The organism is Bradyrhizobium sp. Cp5.3, from assembly GCF_000426265.1.
GTDB lineage: Bacteria > Pseudomonadota > Alphaproteobacteria > Rhizobiales > Xanthobacteraceae > Bradyrhizobium > Bradyrhizobium neotropicale.
Genome location: NZ_AUFA01000012.1, coordinates 1 through 17,294 on the forward strand (window position 1 = coordinate 1; position 17,294 = coordinate 17,294).

General features: G+C 64.0%; 21 protein-coding genes and 1 tRNA gene. 17 read left to right on the plus strand and 5 right to left on the minus strand.

Annotated elements, in window-relative coordinates; translation table 11 throughout:
* From K289_RS48730 to K289_RS0119045, 3 genes are all read left to right on the plus strand, one after another.
* Positions 1-116: biotin/lipoyl-containing protein (locus K289_RS48730; protein WP_156918057.1), on the plus strand; the 116-nt coding region annotated here is incomplete at its 5' end.
* A 206-nt stretch (positions 117-322) separates the two neighbouring features.
* Positions 323-1,189: an oxaloacetate decarboxylase gene (locus K289_RS0119040; protein ID WP_027552993.1), complete on the plus strand. Its 867-nt coding sequence runs from the start codon at positions 323-325 to the stop codon at positions 1,187-1,189.
* On the plus strand, positions 1,186-1,485 hold the full coding sequence (locus tag K289_RS0119045; RefSeq protein WP_027552994.1) for an acylphosphatase: 300 nt from the start codon (positions 1,186-1,188) through the stop codon (positions 1,483-1,485). Before K289_RS0119040 ends, K289_RS0119045 begins: the two co-directional genes overlap by 4 nt.
* 6 nt (positions 1,486-1,491) lie before the next feature.
* On the opposite strand, the gene K289_RS0119050 is transcribed toward K289_RS0119045, so the two are convergent.
* Positions 1,492-3,012: a PAS domain-containing sensor histidine kinase gene (locus tag K289_RS0119050; protein WP_027552995.1), complete on the minus strand. Its 1,521-nt coding sequence runs from the start codon at positions 3,010-3,012 to the stop codon at positions 1,492-1,494.
* 156 nt (positions 3,013-3,168) lie between these two features.
* Here K289_RS0119050 and K289_RS0119055 point away from each other — a divergent pair, with 156 nt between their 5' ends.
* From K289_RS0119055 to K289_RS0119070, 4 genes are read left to right on the plus strand one after another with little or no spacing between them, the layout of a single operon-like run.
* A complete protein-coding gene (locus K289_RS0119055; protein ID WP_027552996.1) occupies positions 3,169-3,726 on the plus strand; it encodes a GbsR/MarR family transcriptional regulator in 558 nt (185 codons plus the stop codon).
* Positions 3,727-3,742: 16 nt separating this feature from the next.
* Complete coding sequence (locus tag K289_RS0119060; protein ID WP_027552997.1) at positions 3,743-4,408, plus strand: DUF4166 domain-containing protein; 666 nt, start codon at positions 3,743-3,745, stop codon at positions 4,406-4,408.
* Positions 4,405-5,841 (plus strand): TIGR01777 family oxidoreductase, encoded by a 1,437-nt coding sequence (locus tag K289_RS0119065; RefSeq protein ID WP_027552998.1) that lies wholly within the window; start codon positions 4,405-4,407, stop codon positions 5,839-5,841. Before K289_RS0119060 ends, K289_RS0119065 begins: the two co-directional genes overlap by 4 nt.
* Positions 5,838-6,284, plus strand: a complete 447-nt coding sequence (locus K289_RS0119070; RefSeq protein ID WP_156918059.1) for a hypothetical protein — start codon at positions 5,838-5,840, stop codon at positions 6,282-6,284. Before K289_RS0119065 ends, K289_RS0119070 begins: the two co-directional genes overlap by 4 nt.
* 18 nt (positions 6,285-6,302) lie before the next feature.
* Here K289_RS0119070 and K289_RS0119075 read toward each other — a convergent pair whose 3' ends face one another.
* Complete coding sequence (locus tag K289_RS0119075; protein WP_027553000.1) at positions 6,303-7,160, minus strand: LysR family transcriptional regulator; 858 nt, start codon at positions 7,158-7,160, stop codon at positions 6,303-6,305.
* A 113-nt stretch (positions 7,161-7,273) separates the two neighbouring features.
* On the opposite strand from K289_RS0119075, the gene K289_RS0119080 reads away from it, so the two are divergent.
* Positions 7,274-7,702 (plus strand): 4-oxalocrotonate tautomerase family protein, encoded by a 429-nt coding sequence (locus tag K289_RS0119080; protein ID WP_027553001.1) that lies wholly within the window; start codon positions 7,274-7,276, stop codon positions 7,700-7,702.
* Here the strand turns inward: K289_RS0119080 and lipB are convergent.
* Positions 7,699-8,433 carry a lipoyl(octanoyl) transferase LipB gene (gene lipB, locus K289_RS0119085; RefSeq protein WP_027553002.1) on the minus strand — a complete coding sequence of 245 codons (735 nt, stop codon included), beginning with the start codon at positions 8,431-8,433 and terminating at the stop codon, positions 7,699-7,701. The two genes, K289_RS0119080 and lipB, sit on opposite strands and share 4 nt — an antisense overlap.
* Before the next feature lie 70 nt (positions 8,434-8,503).
* Between lipB and K289_RS0119090 the strand changes: the two genes are divergently transcribed.
* Positions 8,504-8,746, plus strand: a complete 243-nt coding sequence (locus tag K289_RS0119090) for a FliM/FliN family flagellar motor switch protein (RefSeq protein ID WP_018647371.1) — start codon at positions 8,504-8,506, stop codon at positions 8,744-8,746.
* A gap of 135 nt (positions 8,747-8,881) precedes the next feature.
* A tRNA-Leu gene (locus K289_RS0119095) sits at positions 8,882-8,966 on the plus strand.
* A 212-nt stretch (positions 8,967-9,178) separates the two neighbouring features.
* Here K289_RS0119095 and K289_RS47770 read toward each other — a convergent pair.
* Positions 9,179-9,943: a Hint domain-containing protein gene (locus K289_RS47770; protein ID WP_051310666.1), complete on the minus strand. Its 765-nt coding sequence runs from the start codon at positions 9,941-9,943 to the stop codon at positions 9,179-9,181.
* A gap of 214 nt (positions 9,944-10,157) precedes the next feature.
* Entirely contained in the window at positions 10,158-12,512 is a 2,355-nt protein-coding gene (gene gspD / locus K289_RS0119105; RefSeq protein WP_027553003.1) for a type II secretion system secretin GspD, read from the minus strand.
* A gap of 309 nt (positions 12,513-12,821) precedes the next feature.
* Here gspD and K289_RS0119110 point away from each other — a divergent pair, with 309 nt between their 5' ends.
* From K289_RS0119110 to K289_RS50565, 7 genes are all read left to right on the plus strand, one after another.
* The gene (locus K289_RS0119110; protein WP_027553004.1) at positions 12,822-13,073 is read left to right on the plus strand and encodes a hypothetical protein; all 252 of its coding nucleotides are present in this window, start codon (positions 12,822-12,824) and stop codon (positions 13,071-13,073) included.
* Between the two features lie 195 nt (positions 13,074-13,268).
* Positions 13,269-13,736, plus strand: coding sequence for a type II secretion system major pseudopilin GspG (gene gspG / locus K289_RS0119115; protein ID WP_051310667.1), 468 nt, complete (start codon positions 13,269-13,271; stop codon positions 13,734-13,736).
* Complete coding sequence (locus K289_RS0119120; protein ID WP_084788648.1) at positions 13,681-14,205, plus strand: prepilin-type N-terminal cleavage/methylation domain-containing protein; 525 nt, start codon at positions 13,681-13,683, stop codon at positions 14,203-14,205. The genes gspG and K289_RS0119120 overlap by 56 nt, the downstream gene beginning before the upstream one ends.
* Positions 14,183-14,578 (plus strand): prepilin-type N-terminal cleavage/methylation domain-containing protein, encoded by a 396-nt coding sequence (locus K289_RS0119125; RefSeq protein ID WP_035685193.1) that lies wholly within the window; start codon positions 14,183-14,185, stop codon positions 14,576-14,578. The genes K289_RS0119120 and K289_RS0119125 overlap by 23 nt, the downstream gene beginning before the upstream one ends.
* Before the next feature lie 17 nt (positions 14,579-14,595).
* Positions 14,596-15,279 carry a type II secretion system protein J gene (locus K289_RS44680; RefSeq protein ID WP_256380006.1) on the plus strand — a complete coding sequence of 228 codons (684 nt, stop codon included), beginning with the start codon at positions 14,596-14,598 and terminating at the stop codon, positions 15,277-15,279.
* 2 nt (positions 15,280-15,281) lie between these two features.
* The gene (locus K289_RS0119135) at positions 15,282-16,205 is read left to right on the plus strand and encodes a general secretion pathway protein GspK (protein ID WP_051310670.1); all 924 of its coding nucleotides are present in this window, start codon (positions 15,282-15,284) and stop codon (positions 16,203-16,205) included.
* A gap of 177 nt (positions 16,206-16,382) precedes the next feature.
* On the plus strand, positions 16,383-17,192 hold the full coding sequence (locus tag K289_RS50565) for a hypothetical protein (protein ID WP_156918060.1): 810 nt from the start codon (positions 16,383-16,385) through the stop codon (positions 17,190-17,192).
* Positions 17,193-17,294 lie beyond the last annotated feature (102 nt).

Sequence of the window (17,294 nt, forward strand, 5' to 3'; positions counted from 1 at the left end):
AAGCCATGAAGATGCAGAACGTGCTGCGCGCCGAGCGCGACGGCACCGTGAAGAAGGTCCACGCCAGCGCCGGCGCGACGCTCGCGGTGGACGCGCTGATTTTGGAGTTTGCGTAAGGAGCGGGCACAGGCGGTAGATCCTCACCCTGAGGAGTGCGCTCTTCGCGCGCGTCTCGAAGGGCGAGGCCACCGCTCGGGCCTTCATCCTTCGAGACGCGCGTTCCGCGCTCCTCAGGATGAGGAGCTGGCATTCTGGATTGCTTCGCGGCGCTCGCAATGACGGAGTAGGTTGCGGACTGCGTCGCAACAGTTGAGAGAGTACCATGGCCTTTCGTTCCCGCCGCGAAAAACTCCGCACCATCCTGTCGAGCTCGGCCTGCGTCCATCCCGGTTCGGTCTATGACGCGATCTCGATCCGGATCGCCGAGGATCTCGGCTTTCCGCTCGGCATGTTCGGCGGCTCGGTCGCTTCGCTCGCCGTGCTCGGCGACCCTGATGTCACGCTGATCACGCTCACCGAGCTTGCCGAGCAGATGCGGCGGATGTCGCGCGCTGCAACGCTTCCGGTGCTGGTCGATGCCGACCACGGCTATGGCAATGCGCTCAATGTGCGCCGCACGGTACAAGAGCTGGAGACTGCGGGTGCGGCCGGCCTCACCATCGAGGATACGCTGCTGCCGGCCGCCTTCGGCGAAGCCAGGACGCAGCTGATCTCGCTCGAGGAAGGCGTCGGCAAGATGAAGGCGGCGCTCGATGGCCGCAGCGATCCCTCGCTCGTCATCATGGGCCGCACCGGTGCGGCCTCAATCTCTTCGCTCGACGATACCATCCGCCGTGCGCAGGCCTACGAGGCCACCGGGATCGACGCTCTGTTCTTCACCGGCATCAAGTCGCGCGCCGAACTCGATGCGATCGCGGCGGCAACGAGCCTGCCGATCGTGCTGGGCGGCGCACCGGACGAATTGAACGCGCTTGACTATCTCGCCGGCCAGCGCGTCCGCATCGCGCTCCAGGGCCACGCGCCGATCGCGGTGGCGACGCAAGCCGTCCACGACACGCTGAAGGCGCTGCGCGAGGGCACGCCGCCGAAAAACCTCAAAGGCCTCGCATCGTCCGAGCTGACCGGCCGCGTCATGCGCGAGGCCGACATGAAGGCGCGCAGCGCCGAATTTCTCGGGCTGAAAAAATGAGCCGGGCGATCCTCCAGGTCATGATCCGCGGCCGCGTCCAGGGCGTCGGCTATCGTGCCTGGGTCGAATACCAGGCTGTTACCAGCGGACTCGAAGGCTGGGTCCGCAACCGTCGCGACGGCAGCGTCGAAGCGCTGTTTGCGGGGGCGCCGAAGCATGTCGCCGACATGGTCGCGCTGTGCCGCCACGGTCCGCCGTCTTCGCGCGTCGACAGCGTCACCAGCGAGACCGCCGGCGCCGACGAACTGAACCTGCGCAGGGCAGGGGAAGCCTTCTCGGTGCTGCCAACGGTCTAGTCGGCTTCACCGCGGCAGCTTGGCGATCGCCTCGCTCAGCTCGTGGATCTCATAGGGCTTGCGCAGGATCGGGAAGTCGCCGCGGACGTCGGCGGCGACGTCGCTGTAGCCGGTGGCGAGCAGGATCGGCAGGCCGGGGCGGATCTGGCGCAGATGGTGGGCAAGGCTGAGCCCGTCCATCTTTCCGGGCATCACGATGTCAGAGAAGACGAAGTCGACGCCATTCGTCTCAAGCTCGCGTAGCGCGGCCTCGGCATCGGCGACCCGGTGCACGCTGTAGCCGAGCTGCTCCAGGAGCCCGGTGCTGACAGATGCGACGTCCGGATTGTCCTCCACCAGCAGCACGGTGCCGCTGCCGCGGAACGGTGCCTCCTCCGTGGTCTCCCGCACTGGTGTGTCCATCCCGCGCGGCAGGAGGATGGTGAAGGTCGTGCCCTTGCCGAGCTCGCTGGCGACCTTCACTGTACCGCCCGCCTGGTGGGCGAAGCCGTGCACCTGGGAGAGGCCGAGGCCGGTGCCCTTGCCAATCGGCTTGGTCGTGAAGAATGGCTCGAAGATCTTGTCGAGCACGTCGGAGGGAATGCCGAGGCCGGTATCGGCGACGCCGATCGCGACGAACTCGCCGACGTAGGGCGTTTCGGCCAACACGGTGTTGCGGGCGCCGATCGTCACGGTGCCGCCGTCGGGCATCGCGTCGCGGGCATTGATGACGAGATTGAGCAATGCGGTTTCGAGCTCGGAGACGTCGGCCTTTATTGGCCAGACGCCGCGATCGATGTTGAAGGCGAGTCGCACGGCGCTGCCGACGCCGGCCTCGAGTACCTCGCGGATCGCCGCGATGCGGCCGGCGAAATCAATCGCCTGCGGATTGACGCTCTGCCGCCGTGCGAAGGTGAGGAGCTGGTTGGTGAGCGCAGCGCCGCGTTTCGTCGCCGTGTCGATCGCGGAGATCGCGCGCTGCACCTTTTCGTCGTCTTCGGTTCCCCGCTTCAGCATGTGCAGGCTGCCGCTGATGATCATCAACAGGTTGTTGAAGTCGTGCGCGACCCCGCCGGTGAGCTGGCCGAGCGCGTCGAACTTCTGCGACTCGGCGAGCTGCTTCTGCATCGCCTCGAGCCTGAGCTGGGCATCGCGCCGCTCGGTGATGTCCCGCGTGATCTTGGCAAAGCCGACGAGCTCGCCGTCCTCGTAGATCGGATCGATTACCACGCTGGCCCAGAAGAAGGTGCCGTCCTTGCGGACGCGCCAGCCCTCTTCCTCGTAGCGGCCCTTTTCCCGGGCAATGCCGAGCGCGCGTGCGGGCTTGCCGTTGGCTCGGTCGGCCTCGGTATAGAAGCGGGAAAAATGTTGTCCGACGATCTCGCTCGGCGAATAGCCCTTGATGCGCTCGCCACCGATGTTCCAGCTCGTGATGATCCCGCTGGGGTCGAGCATGTAGAGGGCGTAATCCGAAACGCCGTCAATCAACAGTCGGAAACTGCGTTCGCTTTCGAACAAGTCTCTCTGTCGATTGTACTTTTTCACCATTCCCAGCACCCTGCGTCGACCCGTGCAAACGCCGCAGGACAGGGATTGTTCCCGGCCCTGGGACATTTTTAGGCAAATGTCGCGGACGGTATGCAAAGCATCAAAGCATTCGGCGGCGGGCTTGACAGTCGGTCGGCGTCGTCAGATATTTCTGTTATGACAGAAACAACCGGCAAGAAGAAACTCCCCGCGGCCGTCGAGCGCTTCATCCTGCATTGGGGCGACATGGGGGACGAGTGGGGCGTCAACCGCTCCGTCAGTCAGATCCACGGGCTGCTCTATCTCGCGGAAGCGCCAATGACGGCGGAAGACATCGCCGACACGCTCGGCATGGCGCGCTCCAATGTTTCCAACTCGCTCAAGGAACTCCTCGCCTGGAACCTGATTCGGCGCGTGCCGATCCTCGGCGACCGTCGCGACCATTACGAGGCCGAGGCCGATATCTGGGAGGTCGCGGCGCGGATCGCGGCGCGCCGCAAGGAGAGGGAAATCGACCCGGCCATCGCGGCGCTGCGGGCCTGCGTGTCCGACGCCACCGACGATCCGACCATCAGTCCGGTCGCAGCTAAGCGGCTGAAGGAGATGCTCGCCTTCACCGAGCTCGCCGACCACTGGTTCATGCAGATGCTGAAGGTGCCGCGGCCGCGGCTGGTCGCACTGATGAAGCTCGGCGAGAAGATCGCCAACCTGCTGCCGCTGGGTAAGGCCAGATAGCTTTGAGGAGGGGGCGATGACGTCGGCAAGATTACCAGGTTCTCTCGCACCTCACCCCGCTCACACCAAACTGCTCGACGATCGCCGCTTCCGTGCTCTGTTATCGGACGAGGATTGGGGGCGCCTGCCGCTCGCGACCTGGCGGCGCTTCTCCAAGCGCGTCGGCGACGGCGACAGCGTCGTCTATGTCGGCGTGGTTGACGAGGTCACCTTCAGCGACATCGGCTGGTGGTTTGCGCAGGCTGCCCGGCTGATCGGTGGGCCCTTGCCGATCAGCCGCGACACCGGCGTGCCCATGATCGTCACGGTCACCGAGGATGGCGTGAGTGGCGGCCAGACCTGGACGCGCATCTGCGCGCGCCGGTGCGGTTTTCCGCAAGTGATCCACTCCGCCAAGCGCTTCGCCGGCCCGACCGGGCTCGAGGAATATGTCGGCTTCGGCGTCTGTATGGCGCTCCGCATCGCGGTCGAGGATCAGGCGCTGACCTTTCGCAGCGCCGGTTATGGCCTCCAGCTTGGAGGCCTGTGGATTCCGCTGCCGCAATGGCTCACGCCCGGCAATCTCACAGTGACGCATCGCGATCTTGGCGAGGGCGTCTTCCGCTTCACCCTCGATGTCACTCACCCGCGTTACGGCGCGCTGATCCACCAGTCTGCCGTGTTCAGGGAGGCCGTATCATGACGCCGCTCTTGTGGACCCTCATCGCCATCCAGATCGTGATGGGCGTGTTCGACACCTTCTATCACCACGAATTCACCGAACGCCTGGCCTGGCGCCCGTCGCAGCGGTTCGAGCTGCAGCTGCACGCCGTGCGCAACATGCTCTATGCGCTTCTGTTCCTGGTGCTCGGCTGGTTCGAGGTCCATGGCCTGTTGGCGCTGCTGATCGTCGCGGTGTTGGTCGCCGAGATCATCATCACGCTGATGGATTTCGTCGAGGAGGATCTGAGCCGGAAGCTGCCGCCGAGCGAGCGGATCAATCACACGCTGCTGGCGATCAACTACGGTGCCATCCTGGTACTTCTGCTACCGGTGCTGATCGATTGGGGGATGCAGCCGCTCGGCGTGATCGTCGTTTATCAGGGCTTGCTCAGCCTCGCCGCGACCGCCTGCGCGGCGGGCGCGGCGCTTTGCGGCGTGCGCGATTTCGCGGTGACGCGGCGGCTCGCCCGCATGACGAGCGCGCCCGGGCACAGGCTCGTCGATAAGCTCTCCGGCCGCCAGACCGTGCTGATCACGGGCGCCACCGGCTTCATCGGCAGCCGGCTCGCCGCAAGCCTCAGCGGAGAAGGGCATCAGGTCATCGCGCTCCTTCGCAATCCCGCGAAGGCGGAAATGCTGCCGCCGCCGGTCACCCTGATCACGAGCCTCGACCAGCTTGCTTCGGATACGTGCATCGACGCCATCGTCAATCTCGCCGGCGAGCCGATCGGCAACGGCCTCTGGACCGAGGCAAAGCGCGCGAAAATCCTCTCTTCGCGGATCGACATGACCGGAGAGGTCGTGAAGCTGATCGCACGGCTGGAGCGTAAGCCCGCGGTGCTCATCAGCGGCTCCGCGATCGGCTGGTACGGCTTGTGGGCCGATCAGGTGCTGACGGAGTCGGCGAAATCGCACGCCTGTTTTAGTCACGAATTGTGCGAGGCCTGGGAGAGCGCGGCGCGGCCCGCCGAGGGACTTGGCGTCCGCGTGGCGTACTTGCGTACCGGGCTCGTGCTCGGCACCGAGGGTGGCTTCATCACGCGCATGCTGACGCCGTTCGAATTCGGTCTTGGCGGGCCGCTCGGAACGGGCCGGCAGTGGATGTCCTGGATCGAGCGCGACGACCTGGTCCGACTGATCGCCTATGTGATCGCGACACCGGAGCTTGCAGGTCCCGTCAATGCGACCGCGCCGATCCCCGTCACCAATGCAAAATTCACCGAAGAGCTCGGCCGCCGCCTGCACCGGCCCGCTGTGTTTCGCATTCCTGGCGGCCTGCTGCGCCGGATCGGCGGCGGCTTCGCCGATGAGCTCCTGCTCGGCGGTCAGCGCGTGCTGCCGAACAAGGCGCTGAGCCGCGGTTTTGTCTTCAGGCACGAGACGCTGCGCAGCGCGTTCGAGGCGATATTGTGAATGCAGCTGTGTTGTCCGGTCGTTTCTGGTTGCGCGTCATCAAAGGGTGGCTGAGCGGATGCGTGACGGCCACTATCGCCGCTGAAGTCTGCTTCATCGTCGCATCGATGTGGGAGAACTATCGCGCCAATGTACTGCCTGCGGCGTCGGACTACCTGATGGGTTTCGGCATCACCGCACCGTTTGTCCTTCTCGTGATCGGAGTGCTTACTGCGATCCCCGCCGTTATCGTCATTGGGCTGACCGAGCGTTTCCGGGTACGTTCGCTGCTCTTCTATGTTTGCTCCGGCGGCGTGACCGGAGGCCTCGGCCAGCGTCTGCTCGAGCTTTCGTTCTTTCGCATCTGGGTGTTTGCCCTGGCCGGATGTGCGGCAGGGTTGATTTATTGGTATGTGGCCGGACGCCATGCCGGTCGCGATCATCCAACCGGCGAGGATGGCTAGCGGCCGCCTGCGGCATGTTCAGGCCGCGGCCGCTGCGCTCCGGAACGTCGCCGCCACCGTGCGCAGTGCCGCGAGCTTGGCGGGATCGCTGACCTTCGCGTGCAGCATCACCTTTGATGCCACCAGCTTGGGCAGCTTTTGCGCCGGGCCGATATCGATCAGTCCAGGTGGCGCGATCCGCCGCGCCAGCGGTGCGATGGCAAGGCCCGCAAGCGCGGCCGCGACCACCGCCGTGACGCCGCCGCCGACGAAGCGCTCGCGGGAGGGGATGCCGGCCTTTTCGAGCGCGCGCGCTGCCATGGCACGCACGCCGCAGGGTGGGGCCAGGGTGGCGAGCGGCAGCGCTTCGCCTTTCGGCACGGTAAAGCGTCTTGACGCGAACCAGCCGAACTCGTCCTCGACCAGTTTTTCGCCGCCGCGCCTGCTGCCTTCCTGGCGCACGATCACCGCATCGAGCCGGCCTTTGTCGTAGGCGTCCAGCATCTCACGCGAAAAGCCGATCGTGACGGCGAGGGTGAGCTGCGAGGACATCGCGTGCAGTCGTTCCAGCAGGGGCACCAGCTCGGGGCCGGCGGCGTGGTCGGAGATGCCGAGCGACAACAGTTGCGCCGTCTGCGCCTCGCCCGACAGCGCGCTGTCATGGGCGTCCATCAGCGCGCGGGCCCGCGGCAGGAACGCAGCGCCCTCGGCGGTCAGCTTCACCGCGCGCGGCGAGCGCTCGACGAGGCGTTTTCGAAGCAGCGTTTCGAGCCGTTGCAGCTTGAGGCTCACAGCCGCCTGCGTCGTCCCGAGCGCCTCAGCAGCGCGCGTGAAGCTCTGGAGGTCGGCGACCAGCAGGAAGGCCTGTACCGTGGCGATGTCGAGCGTTGCATTCATTATGAATAGTTATCACTGATATCAACAGAGATAAGGTACCAGAATGATGTGGTCGGGTCTAGTTTTCCATGGACGCGGCGCAGCAGCCTGCGCCGAAGCTTAGGAGAACCGCCATGCCCCTGATCACTGTGTCCTATTCGACCTCCCGCCAGTCGCCGACGCTCAAGGCGGACATCGCGAGTGCGGTGTCCGAGCTCACCGCAAAGATCCTGCACAAGGATCCCAAGGTCACCGCCATCATCGTGAAATCAGTCGACGCCAACGACTGGTTCGCGGGCGGCAAGCCGCTCGCCGAGCAGAAGCTCGCGAGCTACTGGATCGATATCCACGTCTCCGAGGGTACCAACACCAAGGACGAGAAGGCGGCCTATCTCGCCGCGATGTTCAAGCGCATGGCCGAGATCTTGGGCCCGCTGCATCACGAAACGTATTTGCATGTCGACGAGGTGAGGGGCGATGCCTACGGCTTCGGCGGCCTCACCCAGGAGCGCCGCTATATCGCCGGCAAGCTCGAAGTCGCACCGGACCGCGCGGCGGCCTAGGCGGCTTCCGGCAGCAATGCCTTTGTCGGGCCGAACAGCTCTTCAAAAGCCTGCCGGAGCGCGATGTCGACCTCGGCCATCGTCACGGGATGGCCGAGGTCGACCAGCGAGGTGACGCCGTAGCGGGGGTCGGCGACCCCGCATGGCACTATCCCGGCAAAATGCGACAGCTCCGGCTCGACATTGATCGCGATGCCGTGGAACGACACCCAGCGCTTCAGCCGGACGCCGATGGCGGCGATCTTGTCCTCATGATCGGCGCCCTTGTCCGGCCGCCTGACCCAGACGCCGACCCGGTCCTCGCGCCGCTCGCCGCGAATGTTGAAGGCGGCCAGCGTGCGCAGAATCAATTCCTCAAGGCTCGCGACATAGGCCCGGACGTCCGGGCGTCGACGCTTGAGGTCGAGCATGATGTAGGCCACCCGCTGGCCGGGGCCGTGATAGGTGAGCTGCCCGCCGCGACCGGTGGCGAAGGTCGGGAAGCGCGAATCGAGCAGGTCGGAGGGCTTGCCTGAGGTGCCGGAGGTGTAGAGCGGGGGGTGTTCGAGCAGCCAGACGAGCTCGGGCGCTTCGCCCGCCGCGATCGCCGCAACGCGCGCCTCCATGGCGGCAACCGCGTCCGGATAGGCAACCGGGGCGTCCGAAATCCGCCACTCCACGGGCGCGCCCGCGGAGGCCGAAAACGACGTCAAATCGAGGTCTTGGCGGTGGTTTTCGGGCTTATTAACCATTGGCTAACCATAACGTGGTGATGATCGCGAGAGCAAATGCGAAAGTTCCAAAGTTGCGGCGGTCCTGACAGTGCCCACTCTCGATAAAGTCACCGTGGATCTCATGGTCGTCCTCGGGACGACCACCATGCCCATCCATCAGGTATTACGTCTTTCCCGTGGCGCCATCATCGAGCTGGACGCGACCGAGGCCGACGAGGTCAAGGTTCTCGCCAACAACCTGCCGGTGGCCTCTGGCGTCGTGCTGGTCGACCGCAACCGGATCGCGGTCGAGGTCAAGCAGATGCTGCCGCGCTCGCCCGGCACGAGATAAGGCCGGTTCGGGCGGATCTTTCCGCGCAAGCCTGTGGAATTCGCCTCCTTTGCAGGCTTGTATCCCCCTGATGGATTTGTTAGATCGGCGGCCGCTGATCCGGCTGGCCTTAAAGCCTCAGGCCGGCATCTCCTAGCGCTCGTGGCGGAACTGGTAGACGCGCTGCCTTGAGGTGGCAGTGGGTAACACCGTGGGGGTTCGAGTCCCTCCGAGCGCACCAATCTCATTGAAATTGCTGAGAGTTTTGGTCGTGATACCGCGCTGCCTTCCTGAGGGAAGGTTGCTGCGTCGCGGCGACCCGCTTGGTCGCGCCTACAATCTACTTTCGGAGAGGCGCGGAATCGCCCGCAACAAACGTGCACGCAGGCGAGAGCTTCGCACCTGATATCCGTGCCGCCGGCAGCGACACGATCAGGGCCCTAGCGATCGATGCTATGCCGCCGTTCCCAACGGCTGCCGCCCGCCAAGAGCAGCCGCCCGGGCGTTCAGCCGGGCTCGGATGAGGTGGAGTTGTCGCGTGTGCTGCGACGGCGACAGCAGGGTTCTGACGCCGCCCGTCAATTCCGCGCGCAGACCGTTGGAAACGATTGGCGCGCAATGTTGCTCCAGCGTCTCGCCGAGATAGCTGGACGAATTGCTCATTGTGTCATCCACACGGAGCAGGGACTCGCAAGGCGCGTTCTCGGCATAGATCACGTCGTGGCTCGCGAGCTTGATATGGAAGAATTCCAGTTCGTGATGCTCATGGGCCGGGTAGAGCGAGATCGTGGCGTCGTTGACCAGGCGCTCCGCCGGGATCAGCAGCCCATCGATCAGCAATGCGTGCCCCCCCGTCACGAACAGGTCGGCCGACGGGACATTGGGAGCCAGCGCGCCGCGAGCGACGCGGACAGGCCGCTCATGCTTATCCCAAGGCCTGTTCGGACTGCGGCGTGTCCGCCGGAATCGTGCGATCGACTCGATCGGCCGTGCTCCTCCGAAGGCGGTCAGCACAATGTCACCGGCACTGAGGTCTTCGATCCTGCAAGCGCTCGTGAGCGTCGCGATCCTCGTGCCTTTCAAGAAGCAGTTATGGCCATGGGGGTAGGCCCGGGCAGCGCTGACCCCGCACCCCGCGATTGCGGCGGCCGCGGCGGCGAAAATCGTGCGGCGCGTCATCGTTTTCGATGGGATCTTCGCTTTATCTGCCTGGGACATTCGGCGCGTCTCCAAAATTCCGCTACCCCGCGACTGTCCGCTCAACGAAATCGGAAATGATGCGCCGTAGCGTTACAATCATCCTATTATGTTAGTTCAATGTTATACATTAACGCATGTGCAAGGTAAACCCCTAGGGGCTCTGCGCCGACTGCGACATGATCTCGCTCGCGGTGGCTCAGAACGGAGAGTCTTGGGGCCATCGTACCGAAGCTCAACGATACGTGGTCGGGGCGGTCTGCTTCGGCCCGATTGCGTTGATCGTGCCGCGCAACTTGGTGCGCAGCTCCTCGGCAACGAAATGTGCGTCTGCGCCGTCGCGGATGATCTGCGGGCGGATGAAGATGATCAACTCGGTGCGCTTGATCTGCTTGTCGGCCTGTCCGAACACGACGTCGCCGAGGCCAGGAATCTGGTCGAGCCCCGGAATACCGGAGCGGGACTTGGTCTGGCTGTCACTGATCAGGCCTGCCAGCAGTACCGTCTGCCCGCTGGCGACCGCGACAGAGCTGCGCACCTTGCGGGTCGACACTGTCGGCGTCAGCGTATTGGTTGAGGTCGAGGAGGAACCCGACGACGAATTGGCGACAGGATTGGATATCTCCTGCTCGACGTCGAGCCGGACGTTGCCGTTTGCATTGATCCTCGGCGCGACGCGCAGGATGATGCCGGTGCTGCGATAGTCCGTTGTATTGGCAATCGTGTTGCTGCCGGTCAGCACGGTCGCGCTTCCGGTCTGGATCGGAATCTCGTCGCCGACCTGGAGCGTCGCGATCTGGTTGTCGATCACGACCACGGACGGATTCGAGAGTACCTTGACGTCGGTGATTGCATGCAAGGCATTGAGCACCGCCCGCGGTGTTTGCGCAGAGCCGACCAGGAAGTTGAAGCCGGGGATTGCGCGCTGGAGCACAGCATCGGCAGCCGCAGAGACAACTGCGCTCGCACCGTTGTAACCGAACGAGCCGGTGTTCGGCTTGAGACCAAGATCGCGGCTCATGATGTAGGACTGGACGCCGTATTGAAGATCGTCGGTGAGGGTCACCTCGGCAATCGTGGCGTCGATGGCGACCTGAAGCTGCGGTTGGTCGACCTCCTTGATGGTCTGTTCGATGATGCGATACTGCTCCTGGCTCGCATAGATGAGGAGCGTGTTGTTGACGCTGTCGGCGGTGATGCGAACGCCATCGAGAACGCCAGCCCCACCGGGGCCGCCTCGTCCGCCGCCCTGGCCGGTGGCGGAATTGTCGAACAGGCTGCCGCCTCCTTGCGCGCCTGAACCTGCGCCGTAACTCGCTTGATTGCCGGATGATGCGTCAGCCGTTGTGCCTCCAGCGCTCCGTCCACTCGATCCGAAGCCTCCCGACGTCTGGCCGGTAGGTGAGGCCGAGAGCCGGTTGAGTGCAGAGCCGCCGCTCGAGCTCGCTGACATGCCCGAGCCCGGTGCGACCTGTCCGGCGGGCGTATCCAGCGGCGATGACGAGGATCCCGACGCGCCGCTGCCGCCGAAGACGTCGTTCAACACCCGTGCAATCTGCTTGGCATCGCCGAACTTCACACGATAGACGTGGACAGCGGACCGTCCCGTATTGGTCGCATCGAGCCGGCGAATCCAGGTCTCGACGCGCTGGAGCAATTCCGGCTTCCGCGTCACCGCGAGCACCGCGTTCATTCGTGCGATCGACTGGAACTTGATGAGGTTTTGCGACATCCCGCCTTCGCCGGAGTCCACGATCTTCTCAAGCTCAGCGATGATGGGGCCCGGATTGCTGTTCTGCACCGGGAAAATGCCGACGGATTGTCCCTTCAGGAAGTCTGCGTCGAAGCTGAGCACGAGGTCGACCGCATTGCGGCGCTCGCTGCCCGTGCCCTGGATCAGAATGAGATTGCGGCTGGTATCGGCGCGGATCATGCCTTGCTTGGTCGCAAAGCTGTCGACCAGCTTGATGACGGTCTGCGCGGACACATATTGCAACGGCACGATTGTAACGCCATAGCCGGGGGTCATGCGATCGGCCGCATCCGCCATTCCGACCCCGACCGCATCGGTCTGAGGCATCAGCCGGTAGCCAGTGTCGTCGCGCACGAGCGCAACGCCCGCGAGACGAAGGGTGTTCTCGAGCGCGAAGACGACGTCGGTCTTGGGGATCGGTCGACCCGACGAGAGGCTTATGTTGCCCTGAACGCGCGGATCGATCACGTAGCCGACGCCTAGGATGTCCCCGAGGACGATCTTGGCGACCGATGCAATCGGTGAATTGTCGAAATTCAGCTCGATCCGGTCCGCGCTTGTCGTGGCTGCCTGCGTCGATGTGGCGGTCGGGGTATTATCTCCGGGGTCAGCGGCGTAGATCGCGGTCTTGGCCTTGGGCCCGGTGCTGAGCTGCCGCTGCGGCAACTGGTTCGGATAGCGCGGCAAGAGATCTATCGAGCGCACTTTGTCGAAGACATCCGGGTCCTTGTTGCTGTCGGCATCGGCGATACTGCCCACCGTATTGCAGGACCCGAGCAATACGCAGATGACGGCGCATTGGACGACCAAGCCGATCCGGAATGCTGCTCGGCTCACAGTCGACCTCACTCACGCGCTGCCCGCTGTTGTCCCCGTCGAGACGGGGCGGGCCGAATGGCGGTTGCTTAGCTCTCTCGTATGACACTCGTGTGTTACGAATGTTGTCTATCGCGTATCGATCGATGCGCTACAATGTTATGTAGACTGCGACGAAGACGAGAAATTGGTGGGGAATATCAACAGCGTTACGCGCACGTACCGTGAATTGCCTGCGATTGATCGTCACGTCACATTTCTAATCGGAAAAGTAGGGTAAACGGCCCGCTCGCCGCTCTGCGGCCACCAGAGTGACTGCGGTAGACGTTCATGGCCTCTCCGAATGCGCACGAATTCGCAGCTCGGTTCAGCCAGGACGCCAGCCGGAAAGCGGACGCGGACAAGCGCGGCAGGCTGATTGGGTCGGGCCCCGCCGAAGGCGGCCTGCACGAGCTGTGGGAGATGAACGAATTTTCGGCGAGCGGATTCGGCGACGAAGTGGCGATGTTCTTCGAGCTTCCGCATGTCACGCTTCTGGAGATGATGGCGGCGGAGGTCTTGCGCGTGACGATCGTGCGGTGACGAGATGCCGAACTTCCGCTATCGCGCACCGACGCAAAAGGGAAAGATGGTTTCCGGATCAATCACGGCAGCCAATCTAGCCGAGGCCAGGCTGCAATCTCCTCCTCATCGGCGTCGTCGGCGGATCGATCGTTTCCGTCAAGACTGCGCGGCTGTCGGTAACTCGAGTTGTGGGATAAACAGGGGAGGGTGCATATGATCGGCTTTTCGCGGAGGGGCCTGTTCGCACCACCCAGGCGTCGGCGTCGTCGCGGGGAGGAAGGCTTTACGCTGGTCGAGATGCTGGTCGTCATCACCATCATCGGCATGATCATGGCGTTGGTCGGGCCTCGAGTGCTGAACTATCTCAGCGAGTCCCGTGTGAAGGCGGCCAAGATCCAGATCCAGAGTTTCAGCAGCGCGCTCGATCTGTTCTACCTCGATGCCGGCCGCTTTCCGACGAGTTCGGAGGGACTGGGTGCGCTCGCGCACCCGGTGAGCGGTGTAGCGTCCTGGAATGGGCCCTATGTGAAGGGCGGCAACGTTCCCAACGATCCATGGGGCAATCCTTATGTCTACAAGCAGCCGGCGGAGAAGGATCCTTACGAAATTCGATCGCTTGGTTCAGATGGTCAGGAAGGTGGGACGGGAACCGCTGGCGATATCACGTCGTCGACGAAGTAGCCTCGACAGCGGAGAAGCGGGTTTCACTCTACTGGAGATGGTTTGCGTCCTTGGGATCATGGCGCTGCTCGTTGCGATCTCGCTTCCGCGCATCCCAGTGGCGACGTCGCGGCCGAAGCTGGAGGCTTATGCGATCCAGATCGCCACATTGCTCAAGGCCGACCGCAATGCGGCGATGGGGCGCCGGCTGTCGCTTGGCGCCGTGGTCGATGCGCCTGGACGAACCGTCCGGGCCGGTTCGAGTGCGGGATTCGTCAAGGTGCCGGACGACGTCGTGTTCGATGCGCTCCTGCCGCAGCGCTGCAATGGGCGGGAGGTGCCTTCGACCATCACGTTCCTTCCGAGCGGGATGTCTTGCGGCGGAGCCATACGGCTGACGCGGTTCGGCAGCGGGTTCGACCTGCGGGTGAACTGGTTGACGGGAGGAGTGGACATTGTCGCGCAGGATGCCGTCCAGGCGGAGCAGTGAAGCCGGCTTCACGATGATCGAGGCGGTGGTTGCGCTGGCGCTGCTGTCCATCGTGCTCGCGGCAATCGGTTCGCTCGTGGCCCGTAACGTGCGCGGCGCGCAGCAGCTCGAGCAACATACGGCATTGATGCAGACGGCGCGTCTGATCGCATCCCGCCTTCCGCAGGAAGGTCAACCGCTTCCGACTGAACTCGCGGGTAGGGAAGCCGGCTATCGCTGGCAGATGCGGATATCGCCGTTCGTGGATGCAGACACGGCGATTCCGGACTCTCCGTTCGTTCCGCGACGGGTCGAGTTGCGCGTCCAATCGCCAACCGGGGCGATCGTGTCGCTCGAGACCGTGCGCCTGCAATACCGGGACGCGCGCCAATGAGGTCGTCGCTTGTTCGGATGTGGCGGTCGAATGCGGGCTTCACGATGTTCGAGGCCCTCGTCGCGCTGGCGCTGATGGGGCTGGTTCTCGGCGTGTTGGCAAGCGTGACAGGGGGGTGGTTGCCACCCTGGAATCGTGGTCTGCTCCAGACCCAGCGCAACGAGCAGGTCACGATCGCGCTCGATCGCCTGGCGGCGGATGTGTCCGCAGCCGAATTTGTGACGCCGAACCGGGCCAGCACTGCCGCGTTGTTCCGTGGTGATGAATCGTCGATCGTCTTCGTGCGCTCGGCGCTTGGCCCCAACAACCGTCCGGGCTTGGAGATTGTGCGAATTGCCGAGACGACCGATCGCACCGGGCGGGTGCTGGTGCGGGCCCGAGCCCCTTTCGTCTTGCTCCCGACCGGGGATCCTGCGGTTGATCCAATACCGTTCAGGGATCCCGTCGTGTTGCTGCGCGCGCCGCTTCGTATCACCTTCGCCTACGCCGGCCCTCGTGGTGACTGGTTCGGCAATTGGCCCGCCTGGGCGGGCCTGCCGACGACGGTGCGTTTCGACCTTCATGACGCCGAAGGAAGGATCGTGCTTTCGACCGCGACGCGTGTCCGCGCCAACACAGCAGCACCTCAGTCCGAGGCGGTCGATGATGTTCGCCCTGGCGACAGTCAGGCGGCGAACAACAACGGGACCGGGGTCAGGTGACCATGGATCCTTCAAAGATCTGCTCCAGGACGACCGAGCGCGGCTTCATCGTGGTGGCGACGCTGTGGCTGCTCGCCGCCCTGGCCGGGTTGATCCTGGTGGGGTCGGTGTACATGACGCAATCGGCCATCGCGCTCAGCGCTTTCGATGCGGCTACGCAGCTGCAAATGATATCGACGGGGGGCGTCGAGCTGGCTGCCTACCAGCTGTCCGGTGTCGCACCGGAGGAACGCCCATCTCGGGGCAGCTTCACGTTTCGACTTGCGAACGCAAGGGTAGCGGTCGAATACCAGTCGGAGGCCGCGCGCATCAATCTGAATATGGCGCCTCGATCCGTTATCGCGGGCCTGTTCACGGCCCTCGGCGTCGGGTCCGATGCGGCGCGCCAGTTTGCCGATCGGGTGGTGGCGTGGCGGAATGCGCCAAGACCAAATTTACAGGACGAAGAGGACTCTCTCTATGTCGCTGCCGGCTTGAAGTACCTGCCGCGCCACGCAGCCTTCAATAATATCGACGAGCTATCGCTCGTTGTGGGAATGCCCGCGGCGCTGGTGGAGCGCGCGCGGCCGTACCTGACATTGTACAGCGGCATAGCGGGGATCAATGTCCTGGAGGCCGCTCCGGAAGTCCTTGCCGCACTTCCCGGCATGACCTCCGCGCAGGTTGATGCATTCCTCAATCAGCGTGACTCGTTGCCTTCGAAGGATCCGGAGTTCGTCCTGGGTATTCTCGGCGGCAGGGTGTCTGGTGCCACGGTGGCCGCAAGCAGTGCTTACCGCATTCGCATGCGCATCATCCTTCCCGACGGCCGGGACAGCAGATCGGAAGGGGTCATCATGCTTCCCGATCGGGGCACGAAGAGCGCCTACCGGGTGTTCACATGGCGAGACGAGATAGATCCTTCGGCGGGCGGGGTGCAAAGATGAGCATCGTCAGTGAAATTACGGCAGCGTTGTCGTTGTGGATCGATGCCGTTGCCGGTGTCGTGTCGCATCCGTGTGTCGCTTGGTTGGATCGCAATGTTAGCGCTATAATGATAATGTCACAATTTCGAGAGATGCGAACGTTATTGCTCGCCCCCAGTGTACACCTTGGGGAAAGGCGTGGAAATGCGCGCTCTTGCCTTGCTGATGAGTTTGGTGCTGATCGGTAACGCCGAGGCGCTGGCGACGAACGCGCCGCTAACGATCAATACGCAAATCGTCGATCCGAGCGGTAGTGATTTGTTCGCGCCGAAGCCGGTTGAGGCGGCGCCGGTTGCTGCTCCTCCGCGAGCGCCGGAGCCTAGCGCGGCTGCGACTACGATTACGACTGCGCCGCCGGTTGAGCATATCACGAGCGGCAATCCGCTATGGGAGATTCCTCTGGCGCGTTTGACTGCTTCGCGCGATCAGCCGTTGTTTGCGCCGTCGCGGCGTCCAGCGCCGCCGCTGGAGACGATCCGACCTTCGCTGGCGCCGGTCGGTCCGCCACCCAAGCCGCCAGAACCTGAGAAGCCTCAGCTCACCTTGCTTGGCACAGTTGCAGGATCGCGCGAACGGATCGGCCTGTTCATCGATTCCGTGAGCAAGGAAGTCCTGCGTCTGAAAGCAGGCGAGAACCATCAGGGATGGACGCTGCGCAATGTGCGCCCACGTCAGGTCGAATTGGCGAAGGGGCTGGATAATACCATCCTCGATTTGGCGCCCCCCGATCTCACGCCAGGGCCATCTGCACCAGTGCTTGCCGGGACGGCAGCGCCGATGCCCATTCCGGCAACGGCGGCGCGAGGCGCATCGTCACCACCAGCGGCCCTTGTCAATGCATTCAAGCCTACAGGCTCGCTTCAAACGTTGACGAGTACTGGGGTCCAACGTGCATTGCAGCCGCCCCAGCCACCTGGAAGTGCAGGCATGCAGCAGCGGCCGCACTAGGTGAGCCACATCGCATCGCTGGGCGATACGTCGGCGGGAGAGGCCGGGCAGATCGGTCGCGGAATGCGCGGCTTTCGCCATCGTGGAAGACGACGATATTGC

Excerpts from the sequence above, each read along its gene's own strand:
- K289_RS0119120 (WP_084788648.1), top strand. The coding sequence starts at position 13,681 with ATGGTCAGGAAGGTGGGACGGGAACCGCTGGCGATATCACGTCGTCGA.
- K289_RS0119135 (WP_051310670.1), top strand. The coding sequence starts at position 15,282 with ATGGATCCTTCAAAGATCTGCTCCAGGACGACCGAGCGCGGCTTCATC.
- K289_RS0119110 (WP_027553004.1), top strand. The coding sequence starts at position 12,822 with ATGGCCTCTCCGAATGCGCACGAATTCGCAGCTCGGTTCAGCCAGGAC.
- K289_RS0119040 (WP_027552993.1), top strand. The coding sequence starts at position 323 with ATGGCCTTTCGTTCCCGCCGCGAAAAACTCCGCACCATCCTGTCGAGC.
- gspG (WP_051310667.1), top strand. The coding sequence starts at position 13,269 with ATGATCGGCTTTTCGCGGAGGGGCCTGTTCGCACCACCCAGGCGTCGG.
- lipB (WP_027553002.1), bottom strand. The coding sequence starts at position 8,433 with ATGGTTAATAAGCCCGAAAACCACCGCCAAGACCTCGATTTGACGTCG.
- K289_RS0119060 (WP_027552997.1), top strand. The coding sequence starts at position 3,743 with ATGACGTCGGCAAGATTACCAGGTTCTCTCGCACCTCACCCCGCTCAC.
- K289_RS0119080 (WP_027553001.1), top strand. The coding sequence starts at position 7,274 with ATGCCCCTGATCACTGTGTCCTATTCGACCTCCCGCCAGTCGCCGACG.
- K289_RS0119045 (WP_027552994.1), top strand. The coding sequence starts at position 1,186 with ATGAGCCGGGCGATCCTCCAGGTCATGATCCGCGGCCGCGTCCAGGGC.
- K289_RS47770 (WP_051310666.1), bottom strand. The coding sequence starts at position 9,943 with ATGTCCCAGGCAGATAAAGCGAAGATCCCATCGAAAACGATGACGCGC.
- K289_RS0119125 (WP_035685193.1), top strand. The coding sequence starts at position 14,183 with ATGCCGTCCAGGCGGAGCAGTGAAGCCGGCTTCACGATGATCGAGGCG.
- K289_RS0119075 (WP_027553000.1), bottom strand. The coding sequence starts at position 7,160 with ATGAATGCAACGCTCGACATCGCCACGGTACAGGCCTTCCTGCTGGTC.
- K289_RS0119050 (WP_027552995.1), bottom strand. The coding sequence starts at position 3,012 with ATGGTGAAAAAGTACAATCGACAGAGAGACTTGTTCGAAAGCGAACGC.
- K289_RS0119055 (WP_027552996.1), top strand. The coding sequence starts at position 3,169 with ATGACAGAAACAACCGGCAAGAAGAAACTCCCCGCGGCCGTCGAGCGC.
- K289_RS44680 (WP_256380006.1), top strand. The coding sequence starts at position 14,596 with ATGTGGCGGTCGAATGCGGGCTTCACGATGTTCGAGGCCCTCGTCGCG.
- K289_RS0119065 (WP_027552998.1), top strand. The coding sequence starts at position 4,405 with ATGACGCCGCTCTTGTGGACCCTCATCGCCATCCAGATCGTGATGGGC.